The organism is Enterobacter soli ATCC BAA-2102 (assembly GCF_001654845.1).
In the GTDB taxonomy this organism is placed as follows: Bacteria; Pseudomonadota; Gammaproteobacteria; order Enterobacterales; family Enterobacteriaceae; genus Enterobacter; species Enterobacter soli.
In genome coordinates, this window is the sequence record NZ_LXES01000024.1 from 61,668 (window position 1) to 76,007 (window position 14,340).

A 14,340-nucleotide genomic window follows, 5' to 3' on the forward strand; every position below is an offset into this window, starting at 1 on the left:
CCGATGGCGGGTTTTTCTTTATGGGGTTAGCATCCCGCTGCGATGTAATCGCCGTTGGCGCTGATGGGGATAACCGTCAGGAACAGAACCGTTGCAAACAGAATCAGCACAATCCCGCCGGCAATTTTGACCACCGGCACCAGCCAGCTCAGGGACGAATTCCCGCCAAAGTACGCGACAGTGCGCTCACGGGCATAACGCACCGCCAGTGACAGCCCCATGATCGACAGCGCAGTGCCCAGCGCCATGGTCATCACCGCTGCAATTCCCCAGGTCACAATCCCCAGCGCATTAGAGAACATCAAAATCATGATCGCCCCGCTGCACGGGCGTGCGCCAATCGCCAGAATCACCCCCAGGCGCGTTTTCCAGTCGCCCTGAGTCAGGTCAGCGCCTACGCCGTGGTGGCCGCAGCCACAATGTTCATCGTGCTGGTGCAGGGGCTTGATGGCATTGATGGTCAGTTTTCGCGGACGCAGGCTTTTCAGCGCCTGGTAAATGACAAAGGCACCGAATGCGCCAATCAGCACCGCGCTGATTTTCTCCACATACCAGCGGCTGGTGCTGAGATCGCCGGACGCCAGGTTAAATCCGACGGCCAGAATAAAGACAAACAGGATCGCGCTTACGCCCTGCATCAGGCTGCCGAGGAAGGGGACTACCCGGGCAGCCAGCTGGCTCTCTTTGTTGGTGCTGAGATAGGTGGTAACAATAAATTTGCCGTGCCCCGGGCCAATCGCGTGCAGCACGCCGTAAAAAAACGCGCCCGTCAGCAGCCATAACCCACCGCTGTACTGGTGGTTATTGAGTTGCAGCAGATACATGACAAGGTAGCGATGCAGCGTGATTTGGGTGGCGAGACACCACTGGATAAAGGCATTCCAGTGAGAATGCAGGGTAAAACCTGCCACCAGGATTGCCAGCAACATCAGCCCTGCGGTAGGGATGCGCCAGTCGTAGCTAAGGCGTTGAGTGGTCATGAGTTGGCCTGCAACGGGAGTGGACTCTGCGGGAAGTATAGCAAGTTAAGCGTGGGCAATCTTTGATGCAAATAATCAGGGGAGTGTTGGATTTCCAAAAGCAAAAACCCGCCTTTTGGGCGGGTTCTTTAAATAGTGGTGCCCGGACTCGGAATCGAACCAAGGACACGGGGATTTTCAATCCCCTGCTCTACCGACTGAGCTATCCGGGCAACGGGGCGCATTAAACCGCAATCACGCACGGTCGTCAACACTATTTCTGGAAAAGCTGTTCAACTGCTTAACTTTGCGGCAATCTGTCGGTTTGCGCGGCGAAATTGCACAAATCTTCCAGACAGGTTTGGCGCAGTGTGACAATGCTGATGAGAAGAGGAGGGCAGTATGGCGAACGACTGGCTTGAGCTGCGTCAGCATTCAGACACGGGCATTGAAACGATTAAAGCGCACTTTGAAGGTCATGCGTTTGATCCACACTGGCACGATAGCTACCTGGTCGGTATTACCCTTTCCGGTACTCAGCAGTTTCACTGTCGGCGTGAGCGCCATCGTAGCCATCCCGGAGATGCGTTTTTACTGGAGCCTGGTGAGATCCACGACGGGGATGCGCCGGTAGAAGGCGGTTTTACCTATCTGACGTTTTATCTGGATGAACAGTGGCTGACGAAAACGCTGCATGGGCTGTATGACACCATACCTGGCAGCTATTCGCTGCACTTTGCCCAAACGCTGACGCGAGAGCCGCAGCTGGTGCGTTCGATTGGCGAGACGTTTACCGCGCTTCACAGCGATGAGATGAAAATTGTCCAGCAAAGCACAATGGACGGTTTGCTGGCGCAAATTACCTCACACTGCCACTGGCGTAAAAGATTGCCCTCGCAGTTACAGAGCGCGGCGGTGGCCCATCGCGCACGCGATTACCTGTATGCCCATATTGGCGATAACATCGGGTTGTCCGATCTTGCGCGTGAAACCGGGACGGACCGGTTTACCCTGACGCGCTGTTTTAAACGCGAATTCCACCTTGCTCCGCACGCCTGGCTTATCCAGCTGCGGCTGGCAAAAGCACGACAGTGCCTGGCACGCGGTGAGCAGCCGGTTGATGTAGCCGCGGCTCTGGGCTTTGCCGACCAAAGCCACCTCGGGCGCTGGTTCCAGCGGGCATACCGTATTTCGCCAGCCCATTACCGTCGGTTGTGCACAAACCTTCCAGACGTTTCCAGAAAATAGCGTCACATTCATGGCTCTTATAAAAAGGAGCCACCTGTGAGTCTGATCCCCTTCCTGCTGTTTGCTTTTGTTGCCTCGATAACGCCGGGGCCAACCAATATTCTGGTCCTGACCAACAGCCAGCATTTTGGTGTGAAAAATACCGTGCCCGCCATTCTGGGGGGCTGTATTGCCGCGAGTGCCATCGTGTTGATTTCAGGGGCGGGTGCAGGTGAGGTGTTGCGTCAGTATCCGTTGATCCGTCAGGTAATGAGCTGGGCCGGTGTGCTGTGGCTAAGCTGGATGAGCTGGCAGCTGTTTAGCGCGCCAGCGGCGAATCTGTCGTCGAAAAGCCCTAACCGCTTTACCGCCCAGGCAGCGGCGCTATTGCAGGTTGTTAACCCGAAAACCTGGATGATGGCGCTGGCGGTTGTCAGCCTGTTTGCCCCGGCAAGCGATAACGCACTGCGGGATATTGCCCTGATGGCGTTGTGGTTTTTGATGATCTCGATTGCGTGTCTGTTTTGCTGGGCGTGGCTTGGCAAAGCGGTGAACAGAATTTTTCGCACCACCGTGGCGATGGTGCGTTTTCAGCGGCTGATGGCGGTGTGCCTGTTGGTTTCCGCCTGGGCCGGGATGCTGGCTTAGGTTAACGCACCACCTGAGCGGCACTGCGCAAAACGCAGAATATCTTCTGCCAGACGGTGCGCCGTATCCACGTCAGCCTGGCTACGGTTCACCAGCATTCGGCTCAGACACCCTTCCAGCACCAGCTCCATCTGCCTGGCGACCATGGCGGGGTCGTCCACTTCAAGCGTGGTGAGCAGTTCGTGGGTGAAGTCATGCGCCGCCCGTTTCTGCTGATTGGCCAACTGGTGAATCGGATGTTCAGGATCGGGATAAAACGTACAGGCGGCGATAAACAGGCAGCCAGGGTAACGGTTGTTGCTCACGCATTCGGTCAGTGCGGTATAGCGCGCCAGCAGTTTTTGCTCGGCCGTCAGCTCTTCATTTAACATGAGCTGGCGGCGCCAGATATCGACCTGCTGGCTAAGGTAGCGCAGGGCATCATAATGCAGCGCCTCTTTATCGGGCCAGAAACGCTTCAGTTCATCCAGAGGGTAATCGATACGGTCGGCTACCATCTCAAGCGTGGTGCTGGCTATCCCTTGAATCTCAAGCAATTGCAGGGCTTGTCCCAGTACGTCTTCGCGTTGCACGGTGTTCTCCTCCGTTTTTCCCAACGGTTTGTTCCATCTAAAGTGTCGTTTACGGTTGGCGATCATGCAAATGTGCGCTAAATGCCGCGGCATCCATAAACCCGGTCACGCGTGCCGCAGGCTGCTCCTCGCCCTGTTTATTGAAAAACAGGATGGTGGGCAGGCCGAGCACGTTGAGCTGTTTCAGTAACGCCTTATCCTGCGCATTGTTCGCCGTGACATCCGCCTGAAGCAGCACGGTCTCTTTCAGTGCACTTTGCACCTGCGGGTCGCTAAAGGTGTATTTCTCGAACTCTTTGCAGGCTACACACCAGTCGGCATAGAGATCAAGCATAACGGGTCGGCCATTCGCCTGAGCCAGGGCCGTGTTCAGCTCATCAACGTTCTTAATCTGCGTGAAGTTCAGGTGCGCCTGCGTTTGTGCGGTGGGGGTGCCAAACGCCCAGTCCTGCAATGGGCGTACGCTTATCAGTGCAGCGGCCAGCAACAGGATTTGCACCAGGCGCATCCACGGTTTTTTCGCGCCCAGGCTGGTAATAAACGCCCAGCCGAAGAACGCCACGCCCAGTATTGCCCACAGGCGCAGACCCCAGATGTCACCGATGATGCGTTCCAGCAGGAACACCGGCAGCGCCAGGATCACGAATCCAAATGCTGTTTTTACGGTTTCCATCCACGGGCCGCTCTTCGGCAGCAGGCGGTTACCGAACACCGTCACCAGGATCAGCGGTAACCCCATACCGAGTGCGTACAGGTAAAGCGTGCCCCCGCCAAGCCACGTATTGCCGCTTTGTGCGATGTACAGCAGGATGGCGCTCAGTGGTGCCGTGGTGCACGGAGAACAAATCAGCCCGGCAATCGCCCCCATTACAAATACACCGCCTGCTGAGCCGCCCTGTTGACGGTTGCTCATCAGCGTTAAGCGTGTTTGTAGCGATGACGGTAGTTGCAGCGTAAACAGGCCAAACATCGACAGCGCCAGCAGGGTAAACATAGCCGACAAGCCGATAAGCACATACGGATGTTGCAGCGCCGCCTGGAACTGAAGCCCGGCGGCGGCGACCACAAGGCCGAGCGCGGTATAGGTGAGCGCCATTCCCTGCACGTAGATAAAGGCCAGCAGCAGCGCCCGGGCGGTGGACAGCCGTTGTTTACCGCCAAGCACAATGCCGGAAATCAGCGGATACATCGGCAGCACGCACGGCGTAAAGGCAATGCCGATACCAATCAGTAAAGCCCAGAGTGCGGAGAAGGGAAGCGTAGACCCCGGTTCACTCCCGACTCTCTTCCCGGAAGATTGAGGGGAAATGTCGGCGGCCATGTTGACTTCGCTCAACGGCACGACTTTTGTTTCCGGCGGATAGCAGAAACCGGCATCCGCACAGCCCTGATAAGTGACCGTCAGCGTGGCGCCTTTATCGGCCTGATTCACCGTCACCGGCACACTCAGGCGCTGGCGATAGATTTCACTTTTGCCGTAGAACTCGTCTTCGTGCCACTCGCCTTTGGGTAACTGAAGCGGGCCAACGTTCGCCTGGGCAGGGGTAATGCTGACCTGCTTGCGATAGAGGTAATAACCGTCTTTGACCTGCCAGGTCAGATTCAGGTCGTGCTGGTTTTGCTGAAAATCGAAGACGAACGCCTGGTCGGCGGGAATAAAGTTAGAGCGGCCGGGTGCATCGAATAACCCGGCAAAAACTGATGTGCTGCACAGCAGCAGGATCAGCGTAAGGACGCGTTGAGCCATGAGAGATAATCGTTATCGCCGTGGACCACCGGGAGTACCAGCAGTTCTGGGGTTTGGTAAGGATGATGAGACTTGAGACAATCGAGGAGCGCCTGCTGATTCACCGTGTTGGTTTTCAGCAGCATTTGTACTTCGTACTCCTGTTCCAGTTTGCCTTCCCAGTAATACAGGGAGGTGGCGCCGGGAAGGAGGGTGACGCAGGCAGCCAGTTTTTCGGCCAGTACTTTGGCGGCAAGATCCTGGGCAGAAGCTTCATCGGGAGCGGTACAAAGCACAACAACAGCGTCTGGTGTATTCACAGGTCGACCTCGTTATCGCGAAAAAAAACACTATACCATGCGAGGGCGCTGCTCATTAATGAATCGGGCCGCAGAGCGACCCGATTTTAACTATTTTTACAACCGTAAAGGATTTACAGCACGACGCCGCCGATGATAAAGCCGAGGATGACGCAAAGTGAAATCGCGACCACACCTGGGATCAGGAACGCGTGGTTAAACACATACTTACCGATACGGGTGGAGCCGGTGTCATCCATTTCAACCGCCGCCAGCAGGGTTGGGTAAGTCGGCAGTACGAACAGCGCAGACACCGCCGCAAAAGAGGCAATCGCTGTCAGCGGGGTGACGCCCAGCATCAGCGCCGCCGGCATCAGTGCTTTAGTGGTTGCCGCCTGGGAGTACAGCAGCGTGGCCGCGAAGAACAGCACCACAGCCAGCAGCCACGGGTAGTTGTGCAGCAGGTCACCGGCAACGGTCTGGATATCCGCGATATGCGCTTTCACGAAAGTATCACCAAGCCAGGCCACACCCAGTACGCACACGCAGGCGCTCATACCAGACTTAAAGGTGCTGGCATTCAGCACTTCGCCGGTGTCGATTTTACAGGTGATGCTAATCAGCGTGGCGATGGTCAGCATGAACACCACAATGGCTTCGTTACGCGGCAGAACCGGGTTTTGAATCAGCCCCACGGTATCGCTGATGGCGGTGGCGTAGAACATCACTGCCACAATGCCGATCAGGAACAGCAGCACAGAGCGTTTCGCGTGCGGTTTCAGTTCGAAGACCTGGCTGCCGCGCAGTTTCACTTCGCCTTTTGCCAGACGCTCCTGGTAAACCGGATCGTCTTTCAGCTCGGTACCGAGGAAGTTACACAGCACGGCGGTGATCATCACCGCAATCAGCGTGACCGGAATACAGATCCCCAGCAGCGTCAGGTAGCTCACGCCCATTGGCTCCAGGATGCCCGCAAAGAAGACCACGGCAGCGGAAATAGGTGAAGCGGTGATCGCAATCTGGGACGCCACCACGGCGATGGAGAGCGGGCGAGACGGGCGAATGCCTTGCTCTTTTGCCACTTCGGTAATGACCGGCAGCGTGGAGAACGCCGTGTGGCCCGTTCCGGCGAGAATGGTCATAAACCATGTCACCAGCGGGGCAAGGAAGGTAATGTATTTTGGATGGCGGCGCAGCATACGCTCCGCCAGGCTCACCAGGTAGTCCATGCCTCCCGCCACCTGCATGGCAGCGATAGCGGCAATAACAGCCATGATGATTTCGATAACGTCAAAAGGGATTGCGCCGGGTTTGATCTGAAAGATAAGGGTAAGAACAAGCACCCCAAGACCACCGGCAAAACCGATGCCGATACCCCCGAGTCGTGCTCCCAAATAAATCGCCAACAAGACGATAACGAGTTCTGCTCCAAACATAAGTGCCTTCCTTGTTTATTAACAAGTTGATATTAAATTGTTGTGTAATTGGTAACGCTTAAAAAGAAAAAAGGCACGTCACAAGTGACGTGCCTTTCGCAAGCTTAGCCTGAACTGCTATTGTTCGCTTTCATCGGTGTAACGTTTCGCTTTATACGCCGGGTGCATCAGGTTTTGCGCCGAGAAAATGTCGTCCAGCTCCGCTTCAGTCAACAGACCGCGCTCCAGCACTACTTCACGCACGCTCTTACCGGTTTCCGCACAAATCTTCCCGACGATGTCGCCGTTATGGTGGCCGATGAACGGGTTGAGGTAGGTGACGATACCGATGGAGTTGTACACGTAGCCTTCACACACTTCTTTATTCGCGGTGATACCGTTAATGCATTTTTCCAGCAGGTTGTAGCACGCGTTGGTCAGGATGTGGATGGATTCAAACATCGCCTGGCCAATCACTGGCTCCATCACGTTCAGCTGCAACTGACCGGCTTCAGAGGCCATGGTCACGGTAGTGTCGTTACCAATAACTTTGAAGCAGACCTGGTTCACCACTTCTGGCACCACCGGGTTGACTTTGGCTGGCATGATAGAGGAACCCGCCTGGAGTTCTGGCAGGTTGATTTCATTCAGGCCAGCGCGTGGACCGGAAGAGAGCAGGCGCAGGTCGTTACAGATTTTGGACAGTTTCACCGCCAGACGTTTCAGCGCGCTGTGTACCATCACGTATGCGCCGCAGTCGGAGGTGGCTTCAATCAGGTCTTCAGCCGGGACAACCGGCAGATTAGAGACTTCCGCCAGTTTCTGCACCGCCAGCTGCTGATAGCCGTCCGGGGTGTTCAGACGTGTACCGATGGCGGTTGCGCCCAGGTTCACTTCCAGCAGCAGTTCAGAGGTGCGCAGCAGGTTTTTGGTTTCTTCATTCAGCAGAACGTTAAACGCGTGGAATTCCTGACCGAGGGTCATTGGAACCGCGTCCTGCAACTGGGTGCGCCCCATTTTCAGGATGTCCTGGAATTCAACAGCTTTACGCTGGAAGCCATCACCCAGCTGATTGATAGCGTCGACCAGTTTCACCACGGAGGCGTACACTGCGATGCGGAAACCGGTAGGGTAGGCATCGTTAGTGGACTGGCATTTGTTCACGTGGTCGTTCGGGTTGAGGTACTGGTATTCACCTTTCTGATGACCCATCAGCTCCAGGCCGATGTTTGCCAGCACTTCGTTGGTATTCATGTTGACGGAGGTACCCGCGCCGCCCTGATAGACGTCAACCGGGAACTGATCCATGCATTTGCCGTTGTTCAGCACTTCATCGCACGCGGCGATAATCGCATTTGCAGCGCTTTTCGGAATGGTTTGCAGCTCTTTGTTTGCCAGTGCTGCGGCTTTCTTCACCATTACCATGCCACGCACAAACTCAGGGATGTCGCTGATTTTGCTGTTGCTGATGTAGAAGTTTTCAATCGCTCTCAGAGTGTGAACACCGTAGTAGGCATCCGCTGGAACTTCCCTGGTACCCAACAAATCTTCTTCGATACGAATGTTGTTTAACATGTGAACCTTCTTTTCAAGCTGCCGATGGATTGTACTAAACACACAGTATTTATGTGGTTTTGAATATTTTATGACCGACGATTATTCCCTCAATCGGCCACATGCTCGAGATCATATGCTGATAATAGCGAATTGCCGTAATCTGGATCACTTATTATCGAGCCGATTACATGATAATTATTAATCTGTGAAATGAGTCACCGCTTTAATATTTCCAAAAAAAATATCCGTGCAAACTGATTGAATTTTGGCTAACCGCCTCCATCTCTTCTACACGCGAGTTGCGAACACATTCAGACAGAGGCCAGACGCCTCTGCCACACAGGAGATGCCAGTGCGCTGGATACCGTTTATTGCTTTTTTTCTCTATGTTTACATTGAGATTTCGATTTTTATCCAGGTCGCCCATGTGCTTGGCGTCCTGCTGACGTTGATCCTGGTTATCTTCACGTCGGTGATTGGTATGTCGCTGGTGCGTAATCAGGGTTTCAAAAATTTCCTGTTAATGCAGCAGAAGATGGCGGCAGGTGAAAGCCCGGCCGCGGAGATGATCAAAAGCGTGTCGCTGATTATTGCCGGCTTGCTGCTGATCCTGCCGGGGTTCTTTACCGACTTCCTGGGGCTGTTGCTGCTGTTACCGCCGGTGCAAAAGCACCTGACCATGAAGTTAATGCCTCACCTGAGCTTCAGCCGGATGCCGGGCGGTGGTTTCAGTACCGGGCCGGGCAATACGTTTGATGGTGAATACCAGCGTAAAGACGAACAGCACGACCGGTTAGATAATAAAGACGATCGTTGATTTCATGCCCGGTGGTTTAGCGCCACCGGGCGTTATTCAGATTGAACTTCGCTTCGGCAAAAACAGCCAAAGCCCGACCAGCATCACAATGGCGTACAAACTCTTCCAGCCCACCATCGCCAGTAGCAGTAAACAGAGCACCCCACCGATAATGGCCAGTGCTTTGAAGCGGCCTTTCAGCAGTCGGCAACCCGCCAGCATACACAGCAGATAGATCATGATGAAAATGCCGTTGGCATAGACGATCAACGCATCAAGATTGATATTCAGCCAGTAAATCCCCAGGGTACTCAGCACGCAACAACCCAGCACCGTGTTCAGCGCATTCAGCGGAAGCTGGCGTTTTGACAACTGCGCGAGGCGGCTTCCCGGCTTGTACAACGCTTGCGACCATACCAGACGAGCAAAGCTCTGAATGTAAATATTGAGGCTGGCGAAGCAGGCGAGATAACCAATCACACAGGCCACCCACAGGGCTTTGACGCCGAACAGTGTCACCACGATGCCCGGCAGCGATGCCGCTGCGGCTTTATCTTCACCAAAGGCATTAAAGTGCAGTACCAGCACGGTACAGGCCCAGTAGACAGTGCCTGCCAGCAGCAGGCCAATCATCAGCGCGCGCGGGAAATCGCGCTCGGGTTGTTTAAATTCCGATGCCAGATGCGCGAACGCCTCCAGACCCACAAAACACCAGAACATGACCGAAAGCGCTGCGAACAGCTGTGAATGGTCGACATCGCTCACCGCCGGGAAGGGGATTTCCGCCACGGTGATGTTGCCTGCCCACCAGATAGCGGCAATCAGGGCGACGATAAGCACCGCGACCAGCGTTTGCAGATTGGCGCTGGAGCTTGCCCCACGCGAGCCGACCCACCAGACAATCGCCAGCGTTCCCAGCTCAGCAAACAGCAGTTGTTCGTCATGCCAGCCAAACAGCGCCTGCCCAAAGCCCGTTGCGATATGCAGCGCGGCAGGTAGCCCAACAGGGATCACCGAAAGGAAAAGCCAGCCGGTCACGCGCTCCAGGCGCGGGCCAAACGCCATGCCGACAAAATGCGCGACGCCGCCTGCGCTGGGAAAGTGCCGCCCGAGCACGGCAAAGACAATCGCGACAGGAAACACCAGCACAATTAATACCGGCCACGCCCACAGACTGTTATTCCCGGCGACCAGCGCCGCGAGCGCGGGTACAGCGAAAACACCTGTGCCTAACAAGGAAGTTGAGAGTAAGCCCACGCCCTGTGCCAGCCCCAACTCCTGTTTGAGTCCACTCATTGACATCGTCCTGCCACCACCCAAAGAGAGGCGATGGTAACACTTTCGCAAATTTTTTTTCGACTACCCCTTGAAGGGGTAAAAAGCTATCCCCATCTCTCAGGGCACTAGCCGGAAAACCGTGTACGGCCCGGCGTCATCCATAACTGATAATGACTTTCTCAAAGGAGAGCTATCAATGAGTATTCGTCCGTTACATGATCGTGTGATCGTCAAACGTAAAGAAGTTGAAACCAAGTCTGCTGGCGGTATCGTTCTGACCGGTTCCGCAGCAGCAAAATCAACGCGTGGCGAAATCATCGCTGTCGGTAAGGGCCGCATCCTGGAAAACGGAACTGTGCAGCCACTGGACGTTAAAGTTGGTGACATCGTAATTTTCAACGATGGCTACGGCGTGAAATCCGAGAAGATCGACAATGAAGAAGTGTTGATCATGTCCGAGAGCGACATTCTGGCAATTGTTGAAGCGTAATTTACGCACGAGAATTTGAGGAAATAAGAACATGGCAGCTAAAGACGTAAAATTCGGTAACGACGCTCGTGTAAAAATGCTCCGCGGCGTAAACGTACTGGCAGATGCAGTTAAAGTGACCCTGGGCCCGAAAGGCCGTAACGTAGTGCTGGATAAATCCTTCGGCGCACCAACCATCACCAAAGATGGTGTTTCTGTAGCACGTGAAATCGAGCTGGAAGACAAGTTCGAAAACATGGGCGCGCAGATGGTGAAAGAAGTTGCCTCTAAAGCGAACGACGCAGCAGGCGACGGTACTACCACTGCAACCGTACTGGCACAGGCGATCATCACCGAAGGCCTGAAAGCCGTTGCTGCGGGCATGAACCCAATGGACCTGAAACGTGGTATCGACAAAGCTGTCGCTGCTGCCGTTGAAGAGCTGAAAGCGCTGTCTGTACCGTGCTCTGACTCTAAAGCCATTGCTCAGGTTGGTACTATCTCCGCTAACTCCGACGAAACCGTAGGTAAACTGATCGCTGAAGCGATGGATAAAGTCGGTAAAGAAGGCGTGATCACCGTTGAAGACGGTACCGGCCTGGAAGACGAACTGGACGTGGTTGAAGGTATGCAGTTCGACCGCGGTTACCTGTCCCCATACTTCATCAACAAGCCAGAGACTGGCGCTGTTGAGCTGGAAAGCCCGTTCATCCTGCTGGCTGACAAAAAAATCTCCAACATCCGCGAAATGCTGCCAGTTCTGGAAGCCGTTGCGAAAGCAGGCAAACCACTGGTTATCATCGCTGAAGACGTTGAAGGCGAAGCGCTGGCGACCCTGGTGGTTAACACCATGCGTGGCATCGTGAAAGTGGCTGCGGTTAAAGCACCTGGCTTCGGCGATCGCCGTAAAGCTATGCTGCAGGATATCGCTACCCTGACCGGCGGTACTGTTATCTCTGAAGAGATCGGTATGGAGCTGGAAAAAGCAACTCTGGAAGACCTGGGCCAGGCGAAACGCGTTGTCATCAACAAAGACACCACCACCATCATCGATGGCGTGGGTGAAGAAGCCGCTATTCAGGGCCGCGTGGGTCAGATCCGTAAGCAAATTGAAGAAGCAACTTCCGATTACGACCGTGAAAAACTGCAGGAGCGCGTAGCGAAACTGGCAGGCGGCGTAGCAGTTATCAAAGTTGGTGCTGCAACTGAAGTTGAAATGAAAGAGAAAAAAGCACGCGTTGACGATGCCCTGCACGCGACCCGTGCTGCGGTAGAAGAAGGCGTGGTTGCTGGTGGTGGTGTTGCGCTGGTGCGTGTTGCCGCTAAGCTGGCAGGCCTGACCGCACAGAACGAAGATCAGAACGTGGGTATCAAAGTTGCGCTGCGCGCAATGGAAGCACCACTGCGTCAGATCGTGTCCAACGCCGGTGAAGAGCCATCTGTTGTGACCAACAACGTGAAAGCGGGCGAAGGTAACTACGGTTACAACGCAGCAACTGAAGAATACGGCAACATGATCGACTTCGGTATCCTGGACCCAACTAAAGTGACCCGTTCTGCACTGCAGTACGCGGCATCTGTTGCTGGCCTGATGATCACCACCGAGTGCATGGTGACCGACATGCCTAAAGGCGACGCACCTGACTTAGGTGCTGCTGGTATGGGTGGCATGGGCGGTATGGGCGGCATGATGTAATTTAATCTTCATACTTCAAGCCGCAGATGCGTTGACTGCGTTCGCTCACCCCAGTCACTTACTTGAGTAAGTTCCTGGGGATTCACGAACTTGTCGCCTTCCTGCAACTTGAATTATTCGATTAAATAACATATCTCGCGAAAAAATGAGAAACCCCTGGGTAGAAATGCCTGGGGGTTTTTCTTTTGGTCATCTTTTAGGTATAAGATTCACACACGGACAACTACTGTCCAGCTTATTGAAAACGAGGAATAACATGCGCGTAAAAGTCTGTGCAGGGATTGTAGGGGCAGCATTGCTGCTGGCGGGTTGTAGCTCCAGCAATGAGCTGTCAGCAGCGGGCCAGGGTGTTCGCTTTGTGGAAGATAAGCCGGGCAGCGAATGTCAGCTGCTGGGCACGGCAACCGGCGAACAAAGCAACTGGATGTCGGGCCAGCACGGTGAAGAAGGCGGCTCTATGCGTGGCGCGGCGAACGCCCTGCGTAACCAGGCGGCAGCGATGGGCGGTAACGTGATTTATGGCGTGAGCAGCCCGTCGCAGGGGATGTTGTCGAGCTTTGTGCCAACCGCCAGCCAGATGAATGGCCAGGTTTATAAGTGCCCGAACTGATGACCTTTCCCTCTTCCAAAGGAAGAGGGAAAACTAACTCTGTCGCAGCTGCAAATCCAGCGGCGTCTTGCTTGGCTCGCCGCCAATCTCACGTGCCAGTTTAGGCACCATATAACCTGACACCAGTGTCAGCAATTCACGCATAATCGCTCTTGCTTCCTCATCTGACACCATGAAATGCGCAGCGCCCTGGACTTTATCCAGCACGTGAATGTAGTAAGGCATTACGCCCGCATCAAAGAGCGCATTGCTCAGATTGGCCAGCGCGCGGGCATTATCATTTACCCCACGCAATAACACGCTCTGGTTCAGCAGCGTGACGCCTGCCTTGCGCAATCTTGCCATAGCCATACGGAAATCCTGATCCACTTCGTTGGCATGGTTGATGTGATTCACCAGCAGAATTTGCAGGGAAGAACGCTCGAACCGGGCGGCCAGTTCGTCAGTAATGCGGGCCGGGATAACAATCGGCAAACGGCTATGGATCCGCAGACGTTTGATATGAGGAATACCTTCAAGCTGGGTTATCAGCCAGTCCAGTTCATGATCTTTTGCCATCAGCGGATCGCCACCGGAAAAGATAATCTCATCCAGCTCAGGATGCGCGGCAATGTAGTCCAGCGCGACCTGCCAGTTCCGCTTGTTACCCTGATTTTCGGCATACGGGAAGTGGCGTCGGAAGCAATAGCGACAATTTACGGCGCAGCCGCCTTTTACCAGCAGCAATGCGCGGTTCAAATACTTATGCAGCAAACCGGGCACAACGCTGTTCTGTTCTTCCAGTGGATCGGTACTGAAACCCGGCGCAGTCGCAAACTCATCCTGAACAGTAAGCGTCTGTTTTAGCAGGGGATCGTCAGGGTTGCCTTTCTCCATGCGCGCCACAAATGCGCGAGGAACTCGCAGGGGAAAGAGGCGTTTAGCCTCACGACCCGCGAGCAAGTTTTCATGCGTTTCCAGGTCTAAAAGACGCAGTAATTCATCAGGACTGGTGATTACATCGGCAAGTTGCGATAACCAATCTTCTCTGGACGGGGTGTTTAGGGTTACAATATGCGCCATTTTGTGGCTTAGCTACCAGTTAACAA

At 54.5% G+C, this 14,340-nt stretch carries 14 protein-coding genes and 1 tRNA gene; 6 read left to right on the forward strand and 9 right to left on the reverse strand.

Annotated features, from left to right (window positions below; all coding sequences use genetic code 11):
• Positions 1-26: 26 nt before the first annotated feature.
• Together M987_RS07680 and M987_RS07685 are read right to left on the reverse strand one after the other, a co-directional pair.
• On the reverse strand, positions 27-980 hold the full coding sequence (locus tag M987_RS07680; protein WP_014068580.1) for a nickel/cobalt transporter: 954 nt from the start codon (positions 978-980) through the stop codon (positions 27-29).
• A 136-nt stretch (positions 981-1,116) separates the two neighbouring features.
• A tRNA-Phe gene (locus M987_RS07685) sits at positions 1,117-1,192 on the reverse strand.
• 169 nt (positions 1,193-1,361) lie between these two features.
• On the opposite strand from M987_RS07685, the gene M987_RS07690 reads away from it, so the two are divergent.
• Both M987_RS07690 and M987_RS07695 read left to right on the forward strand, forming a co-directional pair.
• The gene (locus M987_RS07690) at positions 1,362-2,207 is read left to right on the forward strand and encodes an AraC family transcriptional regulator (protein WP_014068581.1); all 846 of its coding nucleotides are present in this window, start codon (positions 1,362-1,364) and stop codon (positions 2,205-2,207) included.
• 36 nt (positions 2,208-2,243) lie between these two features.
• On the forward strand, positions 2,244-2,834 hold the full coding sequence (locus M987_RS07695; protein WP_014068582.1) for a LysE family translocator: 591 nt from the start codon (positions 2,244-2,246) through the stop codon (positions 2,832-2,834).
• Here M987_RS07695 and M987_RS07700 read toward each other — a convergent pair.
• The 5 genes from M987_RS07700 to aspA form a co-directional block, all read right to left on the reverse strand.
• Positions 2,831-3,406 carry a transcriptional regulator gene (locus tag M987_RS07700; protein ID WP_014068583.1) on the reverse strand — a complete coding sequence of 192 codons (576 nt, stop codon included), beginning with the start codon at positions 3,404-3,406 and terminating at the stop codon, positions 2,831-2,833. The genes M987_RS07695 and M987_RS07700 overlap by 4 nt on opposite strands.
• Positions 3,407-3,455: 49 nt before the next feature.
• Positions 3,456-5,153, reverse strand: a complete 1,698-nt coding sequence (locus M987_RS07705) for a protein-disulfide reductase DsbD (protein ID WP_014068584.1) — start codon at positions 5,151-5,153, stop codon at positions 3,456-3,458.
• Positions 5,129-5,452, reverse strand: coding sequence for a divalent cation tolerance protein CutA (cutA, locus tag M987_RS07710; protein ID WP_014068585.1), 324 nt, complete (start codon positions 5,450-5,452; stop codon positions 5,129-5,131). Before cutA ends, M987_RS07705 begins: the two co-directional genes overlap by 25 nt.
• A 113-nt stretch (positions 5,453-5,565) precedes the next feature.
• A complete protein-coding gene (locus M987_RS07715) occupies positions 5,566-6,867 on the reverse strand; it encodes an anaerobic C4-dicarboxylate transporter (protein ID WP_014068586.1) in 1,302 nt (433 codons plus the stop codon).
• Between the two features lie 117 nt (positions 6,868-6,984).
• Complete coding sequence (aspA, locus tag M987_RS07720; protein ID WP_003855923.1) at positions 6,985-8,421, reverse strand: aspartate ammonia-lyase; 1,437 nt, start codon at positions 8,419-8,421, stop codon at positions 6,985-6,987.
• A gap of 334 nt (positions 8,422-8,755) precedes the next feature.
• On the opposite strand from aspA, the gene M987_RS07725 reads away from it, so the two are divergent.
• Positions 8,756-9,220, forward strand: coding sequence for an FxsA family protein (locus tag M987_RS07725; protein ID WP_014068587.1), 465 nt, complete (start codon positions 8,756-8,758; stop codon positions 9,218-9,220).
• Positions 9,221-9,256: 36 nt separating this feature from the next.
• Here M987_RS07725 and yjeH read toward each other — a convergent pair whose 3' ends face one another.
• Positions 9,257-10,495, reverse strand: a complete 1,239-nt coding sequence (yjeH, locus tag M987_RS07730; protein WP_014068588.1) for an L-methionine/branched-chain amino acid transporter — start codon at positions 10,493-10,495, stop codon at positions 9,257-9,259.
• A gap of 178 nt (positions 10,496-10,673) precedes the next feature.
• Here yjeH and M987_RS07735 point away from each other — a divergent pair, with 178 nt between their 5' ends.
• From M987_RS07735 to M987_RS07745, 3 genes are all read left to right on the forward strand, one after another.
• Positions 10,674-10,967 (forward strand): co-chaperone GroES, encoded by a 294-nt coding sequence (locus M987_RS07735; RefSeq protein ID WP_003855929.1) that lies wholly within the window; start codon positions 10,674-10,676, stop codon positions 10,965-10,967.
• A 31-nt stretch (positions 10,968-10,998) separates the two neighbouring features.
• Entirely contained in the window at positions 10,999-12,642 is a 1,644-nt protein-coding gene (gene groL, locus M987_RS07740) for a chaperonin GroEL (protein WP_014068589.1), read from the forward strand.
• Positions 12,643-12,898: 256 nt separating this feature from the next.
• Positions 12,899-13,252 (forward strand): DUF4156 domain-containing protein, encoded by a 354-nt coding sequence (locus M987_RS07745; RefSeq protein WP_014068590.1) that lies wholly within the window; start codon positions 12,899-12,901, stop codon positions 13,250-13,252.
• Positions 13,253-13,285: 33 nt separating this feature from the next.
• On the opposite strand, the gene epmB is transcribed toward M987_RS07745, so the two are convergent.
• Positions 13,286-14,314 carry an EF-P beta-lysylation protein EpmB gene (gene epmB, locus M987_RS07750; protein ID WP_014068591.1) on the reverse strand — a complete coding sequence of 343 codons (1,029 nt, stop codon included), beginning with the start codon at positions 14,312-14,314 and terminating at the stop codon, positions 13,286-13,288.
• Between the last annotated feature and the right edge of the window lie 26 nt (positions 14,315-14,340).

Bases quoted from the DNA above. Each gene is read 5' to 3' on its own strand.
- M987_RS07680 (WP_014068580.1), bottom strand. From the start codon at position 980: ATGACCACTCAACGCCTTAGCTACGACTGGCGCATCCCTACCGCAGGG.
- M987_RS07690 (WP_014068581.1), top strand. From the start codon at position 1,362: ATGGCGAACGACTGGCTTGAGCTGCGTCAGCATTCAGACACGGGCATT.
- M987_RS07705 (WP_014068584.1), bottom strand. From the start codon at position 5,153: ATGGCTCAACGCGTCCTTACGCTGATCCTGCTGCTGTGCAGCACATCA.
- M987_RS07715 (WP_014068586.1), bottom strand. From the start codon at position 6,867: ATGTTTGGAGCAGAACTCGTTATCGTCTTGTTGGCGATTTATTTGGGA.
- aspA (WP_003855923.1), bottom strand. From the start codon at position 8,421: ATGTTAAACAACATTCGTATCGAAGAAGATTTGTTGGGTACCAGGGAA.
- yjeH (WP_014068588.1), bottom strand. From the start codon at position 10,495: ATGAGTGGACTCAAACAGGAGTTGGGGCTGGCACAGGGCGTGGGCTTA.
- M987_RS07735 (WP_003855929.1), top strand. From the start codon at position 10,674: ATGAGTATTCGTCCGTTACATGATCGTGTGATCGTCAAACGTAAAGAA.
- groL (WP_014068589.1), top strand. From the start codon at position 10,999: ATGGCAGCTAAAGACGTAAAATTCGGTAACGACGCTCGTGTAAAAATG.
- M987_RS07745 (WP_014068590.1), top strand. From the start codon at position 12,899: ATGCGCGTAAAAGTCTGTGCAGGGATTGTAGGGGCAGCATTGCTGCTG.
- epmB (WP_014068591.1), bottom strand. From the start codon at position 14,314: ATGGCGCATATTGTAACCCTAAACACCCCGTCCAGAGAAGATTGGTTA.